The sequence below is a fragment of the Streptomyces sp. CT34 genome, assembly GCF_000805335.1.
Taxonomy (GTDB): domain Bacteria; phylum Actinomycetota; class Actinomycetes; order Streptomycetales; family Streptomycetaceae; genus Streptomyces.
Genome location: NZ_KN708638.1, coordinates 6774610 through 6779775 on the forward strand (window position 1 = coordinate 6774610; position 5166 = coordinate 6779775).

A 5166-nucleotide genomic window follows, 5' to 3' on the forward strand; every position below is an offset into this window, starting at 1 on the left:
AGGAATCACCTACTCGTCGGCGCGGGCCACAAGCAGCGGCTGGAAGAAGCCTGTCTCCTGCGGCATCCGCCACCGGGCGTCGACAAAGCCGGCCTCGGCTGCGAGGCCGGCCAACCGGTCCTGGCTGAGGGCCCAATAGGTGCTCCGGCGGACCTTGACGCGCCATTCTGCGCCTGCCGGAAGGAGTTGGAAGTGCTCCAAGTCGTAGTGCTCACCGTCGTCGTGCCAGTGCCAGAGCTGGAAGGTGACGGTCCGTTCTCCGACGTCGGCGCAGTCGGAGGTCCGGTGGACTTGTGGAGGCGTCGAAACGGGGTGGTCGCGCAGCAGGTCGTCGTAGTGGCGTGTGCTGACCAGCAGCAGGCCGGCGGGGCGCAGCACGCGGCGCATCGCGGTCAGGGCGGCGTGCACATCCTGCTCTGTCAGCAGGTGGGGCAGCGAGTTGTCAGCGCAGACGACGACGTCGAACCGGCCATCGGGAAACGGGAGGCGTCGCATGTCGGCGGCTGTCGTGCGCAGGCTGAGGCTTCGGCGGGCGGCCTCACGGCCAGCGCGGGCGGCGGCGCGAGGGCTGAGATCGGTGCCGGTGACGCGGTGCCCGCGCAGCGCCAAGCCGATGGCCTGCGTGCCGATGCCGCAGGAACAGTCGAGCACCTCGACGCGATCCTGACCGATAAGGGCGTCGAGGGCGTCCCCCTGTCGGCGAATGCTGGCGTCCCAGTCTGAGTAGATCAGGTGGTAGTCGTCGGCCAGTTCGTCGTAAAAGTGCGCCACCGATGTCTCAGGCATGGCCAGAGGCTACCGTGCCTGATCTTCCGGAGGCGCTAGTCGCCTCAGTGGTCCGCGCGAACGCCCTCACTGACGACAGTGCCGTCATTTCCCGTGAACATCTCCGAGCGCGTCGATCGCCAACTGCTGTCGAACCCCATCGACAAACGCTGCTGCTGAACGTGAACGAGGCCAATCCAGTTTCTGCTGGCACAAGGGCTCGACGGTCGGGGAATTGTCTGACCTCAGTTCCGTTTTTGCGCCGTGAGGGGGCTCTCCATGGTCGCTGGCTCCCAGAAGATCGTCCGGGTGGCTGATGGTGCGGTGAACTGCGGCACCCCAGCGTTCCCTTGACCACTAGGTCGGAAGCGGACAATTGCGCCTTTGAGCCAGTCCGTGGGGCGACGGGGGACCGTCAAGTTGGAATCACCTCATTTGGCGACGTCTGTACTGGCATTGCTAGTTCCGAAGATGTCGTGGTCGACGACATCGAGGAGGGCCAGCAAGGGGCCGTTGTCGAGATGGGAGTGCAGGCCGTGTTCGGTGAGCAGGTCTTGCAGGGCAACGGTGTAGTACCGGATAGCGCCGGTGATCCCCGCGGGATCGTATGGGGGCGGTGCAGCTGCTAGGCGTGTTGCCCAGGCGTCAAAGCGGGTATCGCCGTGTGTGTGATGGGTGGTGCCCTTGCTCTGGTCGCGGAGGACCATCGCTGCGACCAGGAGGTGACGGGCGAGGCCGAGCGTGAGATGTGCGCCGATCAGTACGTCTCGGCGGGCCGTCTTGCATGCGGCAAGCACCGCGTCGAATCGGAAGTCGTTGATCAGAGGATCGATCAGACTGCTCACGTCGGGGGGCGGTGAGGTGGCTATCGCGTCCGGGCCGTGCTGGGCTGCATCCACGATAGTGATATCGAGCCGGCGCAGGTCAGACAGCACCAGCCGCAGCGTGTACCGATTGGTGTCCCCGCTCCGGCTGCTGGCGAACACCGGAGCATGGTGCTCAACGATCTCCTGGACCACATCCTCGGCGACGGCGAGCGGCTCCCGGGCCCTGATCATCACGTCAAGGTCAGACCACTGATCCATCGTCTCGGCACAGCCGGTGGCCGATCCATGGACGCGTATCTCGCGGATACGTCCATCCCGGGCAGAGAACTCGGCGAGGGCGGAGGCGAGCGCGTGCTGCCAGCCCGCTGCCGGTAGCTGGGAAGGTAGTTCTGCCATGCAGGACAGGCTGACACACGCGGGGACACTTGATGATCCGTACGCTGAGCTTCATCTCCTCCATGCGTTCGAGTAGCTCCTTCGCACACCGGACGCTCTGCACATGGACGGTGCGGGCGGCCTGCCACGCCTCACCGATCCCGCGCATGAGCAGCGCGGCACACTTGGCCTCCGCCGCGATCTGCTCGGACGCAATGTCCACATCGACCGCGTGAACGAGCACCGTGAAGGCTGCATCGGTAACCGTCAGCGCCGCCCGCCCGGCCTCGTCCGGCATGTGCTTCAGAACCTGGACCAGGAAGTCCTTGCCCACGAAGGCGTCGCCAGCCCCGCTGCCGATCTCATACCGAAAGCACCATACTTCTCGGGGTTGATCAGCTCCTCCACCACCCATCGGGCAACTCCCCGGTACTCGGCACCTGGCCGATGAGGCACCTGAAGCACGGCAGACTCAGCCAGCTGTTCCACGACGGCCTCCTGTCGAACTGCGTCCGCGCCCCTATCCGCAGCGTCACAAGCCAATGGCTGCCAGGGCGAGTTCGGCCAGCCGATACCCCTCCCAGCCCCGCTCCCGCTTCACTTGGCGCGGGCAGGCAAGGCGCCTGCCCACCCGCGCCCCACGGGCAGCGCGAGCTACACGCAACGATCCGCAGATTCCCCGGGTTCGGTAACCGGGGATCGTCTGCTACATACCGCCCTGCAATGCGGCGGGCGTGAGCATCTGAGCGAGTCGACCAATGGCTGGCCACCAACCTGCAGCCGGCGAGGCCGGCTGCAGGTTCCGCGATAGGGGCTCCGACGCCCATTCCAGATGGCCAGCGATAGGACCGGCTGATGCCGCATCTGGTGTCTGGGCATTCGCCCACGGCAGACGAGAACGAGGCCCCAAGGACTGGAACCTCCTTCGGAACCATGTCAACGTACAACGTCCCGGAAAACACCAGGTCAGCGAAGGGGTGAGGGTCTTCTGGTCGACCAGTAGAACACCCGTGCCCCGTGCTGCAGGTCTCGTCGCTGAGGCCCCAACCCGAGGAGTCCCACCTGTCGAATGCCACTCTCCGATGTGCCCGCTTCACGGCTCCGGCCCTCTTGGCGCTTGGTGCCCTGAACGCCTGGACTGCACAGGAGCACGAGGACTACGGCGCTTTCTCCACGGGGCTGTGTCTCTGCGTCTGCGCGGCCGGGCTGTTCGGCGAGGACTTGCTGCAACGCGACTACCGCCGTGACCGAGCGGTTCTCGCGCACATCGCGACGCACCCTGGCGCTGCAACTCGGCACATCGCCCGAGCTGTCGGGGCTTCCGAACGTGTCGTTGCCCGCAACCTCGACCGACTCACTGACGACGGGCTCTTGGTGCTCGTCACCGACGGCGTGACCCCCGCTTTCCGTTCCTACTGACTGGCTTCCTGACCGAGGCCAACGCGGGAGAGATGAGCCGGGGCGCCCCCGTCGCGCAGCGCGATACATAGCAGATGATCCCCGGTTAGCGAAACCGGGGATCGTCCGGACCATTGATGCCGTTCGTCTTCGGCTGTGCTTGGCGGTGGAGTCGGAGCGGACGGTGTAGCCCATTCGCCTAACCCGCGGAGGCGGCGTAGTGCAGATATTTCCATGTATTCGAGGAGAGTGAGCCTTCTGTCCGACCCCATCAAGAAACTTCCGCCGAACTCGAAGGGGAAGGTTAGATACCGCTTTGTTGTCGACGTAGGGATCGACCCCGAAACGGGGAAGCGTAAGCAATTGAGGCGCACCTTCGATTCGTTGAAGGAAGCGAAGGCTGAGTACGCGAGCATATCTAACCGGCGGAACGAGGGTTCATTCGTTCCGCCCAACAAGATCACCGTGAACGAGTGGCTCGACCGATGGCTGGCCATGAAAGCCGATGATCTCGAAGAAACCACCATCTACAACTACACGATTACCCTGGACCGAGTTCGGGGGAAACTTGGCAAGATCCCTCTCCAGGATCTCACTGAAGAGCATGTGGAGGAATGGAGGGACTGGGCGCTGGCGCATGGTCGTGTGCGTGGCAAGAGAGCAGGGACGCCGCTCGGTGTCACCAGTGTGGATATGAGCCTCGCTCGGCTGAAGGAAGCTCTGGGGAGGGCTGTTACCCGGCGGCTGGTGTACGTCAATGTCGCCGCACACGTCACCATTCCCCGCAGGGCGCGCAAAGAGGAGCGCAAGAATAAGGAGGAGGTGCAGCCCTGGAATGTCCAGGAGGTTCAGAAGTTCATCCATGGCATTAGGGGAGAGCGTCTCTACGCTGCGCTGCTTCTTTCGCTGATGGGGCTCCGTCCAGCTGAAGTCTGCGGCCTTCGGTGGGAAGACGTTGACTTGGAGAATGCCACGATCGACATTGCCAACACGCGCACGATGATGGGCAACCGTTACGTGGTGGAGAAGGACACCAAGTCTCTTGCGGGCGAGCGGGCTCTGCCGCTGCCGGCTCCGGTGCTAGATGCCCTCAAGGCGTTCCGGGCTCTCCAGGTCGAGGAGAGGCTCGCCCTGGGGGAGGCGTACGTGGTGTCCGGCTACGTGCTGGTGCACGAGACAGGAGTCGCCTTCACGATCAAGCAGCTTCGTCGGCGCGCGTACCGGCTCATGCAGCTCCTCGGGCTCCGTCGCGTCAGGCTCTACCTGGCACGTGCGGCGTGCTTCACCTACCTGGCCAACCGCGGTGTACCGGACCACATCCTCGCGCGATGGGCCGGGCATAAGAATGTCAAGACGACCAAGCGGTGGTACGTCAAGCCGGACGTAGAGGATCTTCGCGGAGCCGCCACCACCTGGGAGGGCCTGCACGGGGGTGCGGCGGAGGGGCAAGTGTGAGCCACGCGATCTACCAGGGGGAAGGCATGTGCCCGGAGGCCCACTGTCGATATGGTCACCAGTGCACGCTGGAGAGCACATACCTGGGCTCATCGAAGGGTTCCGGCGGTGCCGGACCTGCCGTCGCGAGCGGGACAAGGCCCGCTAGGTTCACCCCGGCGATGTGACATCTCGTGACAGGTGAGAGGGTCGGGCGGGTGAGTGAGACACCGAAGAACACCCTGCAATACCGCGCTGACGGGCCAGAAGATGCCCCGGTCCTGGTGCTGGGTGCTGCCCTGGGTACCACATGGCACATGTGGGACCGGCAGATCCCCGAGCTGACCCGCCAGTGGCGGGGCCTCCC

5 protein-coding genes and 1 pseudogene are annotated in these 5166 nt (G+C 64.7%); 4 read left to right on the plus strand and 2 right to left on the minus strand.

What is annotated here, in order from left to right; all coding sequences use genetic code 11:
• Nucleotides 1–9: 9 nt before the first annotated feature.
• On the minus strand, nucleotides 10–786 hold the full coding sequence (locus tag RZ84_RS29590; RefSeq protein ID WP_043267286.1) for a class I SAM-dependent methyltransferase: 777 nt from the start codon (nucleotides 784–786) through the stop codon (nucleotides 10–12).
• Nucleotides 787–1196: 410 nt separating this feature from the next.
• Nucleotides 1197–1988, minus strand: coding sequence for a hypothetical protein (locus RZ84_RS29595; RefSeq protein WP_157878947.1), 792 nt, complete (start codon nucleotides 1986–1988; stop codon nucleotides 1197–1199).
• Between the two features lie 103 nt (nucleotides 1989–2091).
• Between RZ84_RS29595 and RZ84_RS39290 the strand changes: the two genes are divergently transcribed.
• The 4 genes and pseudogenes from RZ84_RS39290 to RZ84_RS41880 form a co-directional block, all read left to right on the plus strand.
• Nucleotides 2092–2418 carry a hypothetical protein gene (locus RZ84_RS39290; RefSeq protein ID WP_157878948.1) on the plus strand — a complete coding sequence of 109 codons (327 nt, stop codon included), beginning with the start codon at nucleotides 2092–2094 and terminating at the stop codon, nucleotides 2416–2418.
• A gap of 566 nt (nucleotides 2419–2984) precedes the next feature.
• The gene (locus RZ84_RS29605; protein WP_241777913.1) at nucleotides 2985–3386 is read left to right on the plus strand and encodes a winged helix-turn-helix domain-containing protein; all 402 of its coding nucleotides are present in this window, start codon (nucleotides 2985–2987) and stop codon (nucleotides 3384–3386) included.
• Nucleotides 3387–3614: 228 nt separating this feature from the next.
• Complete coding sequence (locus RZ84_RS29610) at nucleotides 3615–4820, plus strand: site-specific integrase (RefSeq protein WP_241777914.1); 1206 nt, start codon at nucleotides 3615–3617, stop codon at nucleotides 4818–4820.
• A 197-nt stretch (nucleotides 4821–5017) separates the two neighbouring features.
• Nucleotides 5018–5166, plus strand: a pseudogene (locus RZ84_RS41880) (3-oxoadipate enol-lactonase); the annotation flags it as partial.